This window comes from Salinicola sp. (assembly GCF_982684285.1).
The window spans coordinates 1-4,566 of sequence record NZ_CEXLVS010000292.1 but is presented as its reverse complement, the minus strand read 5'-3'; the positions used below and the strand labels follow the sequence as shown (position 1 = coordinate 4,566).

Here is a 4,566-nt window from a genome sequence, read left to right as displayed (position 1 = left end):
CCAAGCTGGTGGGCTCCGATGCTCGAACCGACGTGGCGCTCTTGAAGGTCGATGCCAAGGATCTGCCCACGCTCAAGATCGGGAATTCGGATGATCTTCAAGCCGGCGAGTGGGTTGCCGCCATCGGTTCGCCATTCGGTTTCGATCATTCGGTAACGGCGGGTATCGTCAGCGCCATCAACAGGACGCTGCCGAGCGAGACCTACGTTCCGTTCATCCAGACCGACGTTGCCATCAACCCGGGTAATTCCGGCGGTCCGCTGTTCAATCTCGACGGCGAGGTCGTTGGCATCAATTCGCAGATCTATACCCGGAGCGGCGGTTTCATGGGGCTCTCCTTCGCGGTTCCGATCAGCGTCGCCATGAACGTCGCCGATCAGCTGCGCACCGAAGGTCATGTCAGCCGTGGCTGGCTGGGTGTGGTGATCCAGCCGGTCTCCAAGGATCTCGCCGAATCGTTCGGGCTCGACGGCACCAGCGGTGCGCTGGTCTCCGATGTCAGCGACGACAGCCCGGCCAAGAAAGCGGGGCTCGAGGCAGGCGACGTCATCCTCAGTGCCGATGGTGCCGATATCGACGACTCCACGACACTGCCCCGTCTGATCGGCCAGGTAGCCCCGGGCGACGAGGTGAAGCTCCAGGTCATGCGCAACGGCGACAAGCGTGAAGTCGACGTCACCGTGGGCGACTGGCCGGAAGAGATGGCTGCCGATGGGGCGCCGTCCTCCCGGTCTGCCGATGATCAGACCAAGCTGGGAATCGCGATCAGCGATCTAGGCGATCAGGAAAAGCAGCAGCTGGATATCGACGAGGGCGCGCTCGTTCGTCGTGTCGACCCGCGCGGTGCAGCGGCTGCAGCCGGGATCCAGCCGGGCGATGTCATCGTCGGCTTCGACCAGAAGCCGGTCGAGAGCGCCGATCAACTGATCGACGCGGTCAAGAAGGCTGACGACGATCGCGCCATCCCGGTACGTATCGTGCGCGACGGCAACTCGCTGTTCGTGGCGCTGCGGCTGAAGGCCAAGGGCTGACCGGCGCCGGTCGGCAGCCTACGGCTACCCGCCACACGGCCCCGCTTCGGCGGGGCCGCGTGCTTTGGGCTTGTTGCTGTCCTTGCCCCGGTCATGTCGGTACAATGCGCCACATTCGTCATCGACCGCACGCGGGAAGAGAACGGCACCCATCGGCGTTTTCTCGGCAACAGCGCCACCGTGTGGACTGCGCGCGTACAAATTACCGGTAAGGCTTAAATGGCAGACGCTGCAAGTAACGAGCAACTGAAGTTCATCCGCAACTTCTCGATCATCGCCCACATCGACCACGGCAAGTCCACTCTCGCCGACCGCATCATCCAGTTCTGCGGCGGGCTGACGGAGCGTGAGTTGAAGGAGCAGGTGCTCGACTCGATGGATCTCGAGCGCGAGCGCGGCATTACCATCAAGGCCCAGTCGGTCACGCTCGACTATCGGGCTCAGGACGGCAATACCTATCAGCTCAATTTCATCGACACGCCGGGCCACGTCGACTTCTCCTACGAAGTGTCGCGCTCGCTCTACGCCTGCGAGGGGGCGCTGCTGGTGGTCGATGCCGCCCAGGGGGTCGAGGCGCAGTCGGTTGCCAACTGCTACACCGCCATCGAGCAGAATCTCGAAGTGCTCCCGGTGCTCAACAAGATGGACCTGCCCCAGGCCGACCCGGACAAGGTCGCCCACGAGATCGAGGAGATCATCGGCCTCGAAGCGCAAGATGCCGTACGCGTCTCGGCCAAGAGCGGTCTCAACATCGACCTGCTGCTCGAGCGGCTGGTGCGGGACATCCCGCCGCCCAAGGGAGACCGCGAGGGTCATCTGCAGGCGCTGATCATCGATTCCTGGTTCGATAACTACCAGGGCGTCGTGTCGCTGGTGCGTCTGTTCGATGGCACGCTGAAGAAGGGCGACAAGATCCAGATGAAGTCGACCGGTCGCGACTGGGAGGTGACCGATATCGGCTACTTCACGCCCAAGCAGAACTCCACCGGTATCCTGAGAGCGGGAGAAGTGGGTTTCGTCATTGCCGGGATCAAGGACATCCAGGGTGCACCCGTCGGCGATACCATCACCCATACCAAGACCAAGGACGTGCCACGCCTGCCCGGTTTCCAGAAAGTGAAGCCGCAGGTCTACGCGGGCATGTTCCCGGTCAGCTCCGACGATTATGAGGATTTCCGCGACGCACTCGAGAAGCTGGCGCTCAACGACGCCTCGCTCGACTACGTGCCGGAGAATTCCGATGCGCTCGGGTTCGGCTTCCGCGTCGGCTTCCTGGGCACGCTGCACATGGAGATCGTCCAGGAGCGCCTGGAGCGCGAATACGACATCGATCTGCTGACCACGGCGCCCACGGTCAATTACGAGATCCTGATGGACAACGGCGAGTTGGTCACCATCTCCAACCCGTCGAAACTGCCCGACATGGCCAACGTGTCGGAGATGCGCGAGCCGATCGTGCGCGCCACCATCCTGGTGCCGCAGGAGTACGTGGGCAACGTCATCTCGGAGTGCGTCAACCGCCGTGGGGTCCAGCTCGACATGCAGGTGCTCGGCAGCCAGATGCAGCTCGTCTACGAACTGCCGATGGCCGAGGTCGTCATGGATTTCTTCGACCGGCTCAAGTCGATCTCCAAGGGCTACGCGTCCCTCGACTACAGCTTCGAGAGGTTCGACGCGGCCAAGCTGGTGCGCCTGGATATCCTCATCAATGGCGAGCGCGTCGACGCACTGGCGCTGATCATCCATCGCGACCATGCCCACTCCCGTGGCCGCATCCTGGTCGACAAGATGAAGGAGCTGATACCGCGTCAGATGTTCGACGTGGCGGTTCAGGCGACGATCGGTGGCCATGTCGTGGCTCGATCCACGGTCAAGGCGCTGCGCAAGAACGTGACGGCCAAATGCTATGGCGGTGACACCACGCGCAAGAAGAAACTGCTGGAGAAGCAGAAAGCCGGCAAGAAACGCATGAAGCAAGTGGGTCGCGTCGAAATACCCCAGGATGCGTTTCTCGCCGTTCTCAAAGTGAACGAGTAGGAAAACACTTCATGGATTTTTCGTTGTTACTGGTGTTGGCTGTCGCCATCACGGGGCTCGTCTGGCTGTTGGACAGCCTGTTTTGGCGTCGTCCCCGTCGCCAGCGTCAGCAGGCGGCCGCCGCAGCGCAGGGTAATGAAAAGTCGGTGGGCTACAAGGACCCCTGGCCGGTCGATTATGCCCGCTCCTTTTTCCCCGTGCTGCTGATCGTCCTGGTGCTGCGCAGTTTCGTCATCGAACCCTTCCAGATTCCCTCCGGTTCCATGCGCCCGACCCTGGAGATCGGCGATTTCATCCTGGTCAACAAGTTCAGCTACGGGCTCCGCCTGCCGGTCATCAACACCGAAATCGCCGATGTCGGAGAACCCCAGCGCGGTGACGTCATGGTTTTCCGGTTTCCCCAGGATCCTTCGGTCAACTTCATCAAGCGCGTCATCGGGCTGCCCGGCGATCGAATCCGCTACGAGAACAAGCAGCTCTACGTCAACGGCAAGCCGGTGCCCAAGTCGATGACCGACGCCGATCCCGCCGAGGCGCCCGGAGAGGAGTTGTTCGAAGAGCATCTCGGCGATGTCGACCATCGCATCTTCAACAATCCGCAGAGCCCGGGGCCGCAGATGCGGGAGGTCGTGGTGCCGGATCATGAATACTTCATGATGGGCGACAACCGTGACCACTCCAATGACAGCCGCTACTGGGGATTCGTGCCGGAGAAGAACATCGTCGGCAAGGCGTTCGCCGTGTGGATGCACTGGGATGGCGGATTGCCTAGCTTCAGTACGGTACGCCAGATAAACTGATTCTCATATAACCCGCCACCGATCCCGCGCCGGGCCTGTCACGCCCGCTCCCGGATCGTTGGCCAGCAACAGGACTCGCATGGCGGGCGACGGGACTTCCCCGCGCCCGCTTTGCGTCGAATGCAACGACTCTTCGTTTCAAAGACAACGACTCAATGGGAATGACGTGAGTGATCCTCTGCAAGGCTTCAGCCGTCGTATCGGCCACGACTTCCGTGACCCGACGCTGCTGGAACTGGCGCTGACGCACCGGAGCGTGGGCGGCGCCAACAATGAGCGACTCGAGTTTCTGGGCGACTCGATCGTCAATTTCGTGATCGGCGAGGCGCTGTTCAAGCGATTTCCGGCCGCGCGGGAGGGGCAGCTGTCCCGTCTGCGTGCCGGATTGGTCAAGGGGCAGACCCTCGCCGTGGTGGCACGTGAGTTCGAGCTGGGAGAGTGCCTGCGGCTGGGCTCGGGCGAGATGAAGAGCGGCGGCCATCGTCGCGACTCCATCCTCGCCGACGCGCTGGAAGGGGTGATCGGTGCGATCTATCTCGACGCCGGCATGGACGTGGCGCGCAGCCGAGTGCTGGCCTGGTTCGGGACACGGCTGGAGGCGATCGATCTGCACAACACGCAGAAAGATCCCAAGACGCGACTTCAGGAGTTCCTGCAGTCCCGCCAGCAGGCGCTGCCGCGATACGAGGTGATCTCGG

4 protein-coding genes are annotated in these 4,566 nt (G+C 62.3%); all 4 read left to right on the top strand.

Annotation, left to right across the window (positions count from 1 at the left end):
• Window positions 1-1,031: PDZ domain-containing protein (locus tag AC3AYF_RS18450; protein ID WP_487780154.1), on the top strand; the 1,031-nt coding region annotated here is incomplete at its 5' end.
• A gap of 219 nt (window positions 1,032-1,250) precedes the next feature.
• Window positions 1,251-3,068, top strand: coding sequence for a translation elongation factor 4 (gene lepA / locus AC3AYF_RS18445; protein WP_295040838.1), 1,818 nt, complete (start codon window positions 1,251-1,253; stop codon window positions 3,066-3,068).
• Window positions 3,069-3,079: 11 nt separating this feature from the next.
• Window positions 3,080-3,868, top strand: coding sequence for a signal peptidase I (lepB, locus tag AC3AYF_RS18440; RefSeq protein WP_295040840.1), 789 nt, complete (start codon window positions 3,080-3,082; stop codon window positions 3,866-3,868).
• A gap of 178 nt (window positions 3,869-4,046) precedes the next feature.
• The coding region (rnc, locus tag AC3AYF_RS18435; RefSeq protein WP_487780155.1) for a ribonuclease III at window positions 4,047-4,566 on the top strand (520 nt) is incomplete at its 3' end.

Excerpts from the sequence above, each read along its gene's own strand:
- lepA (WP_295040838.1), top strand. The coding sequence starts at position 1,251 with ATGGCAGACGCTGCAAGTAACGAGCAACTGAAGTTCATCCGCAACTTC.
- lepB (WP_295040840.1), top strand. The coding sequence starts at position 3,080 with ATGGATTTTTCGTTGTTACTGGTGTTGGCTGTCGCCATCACGGGGCTC.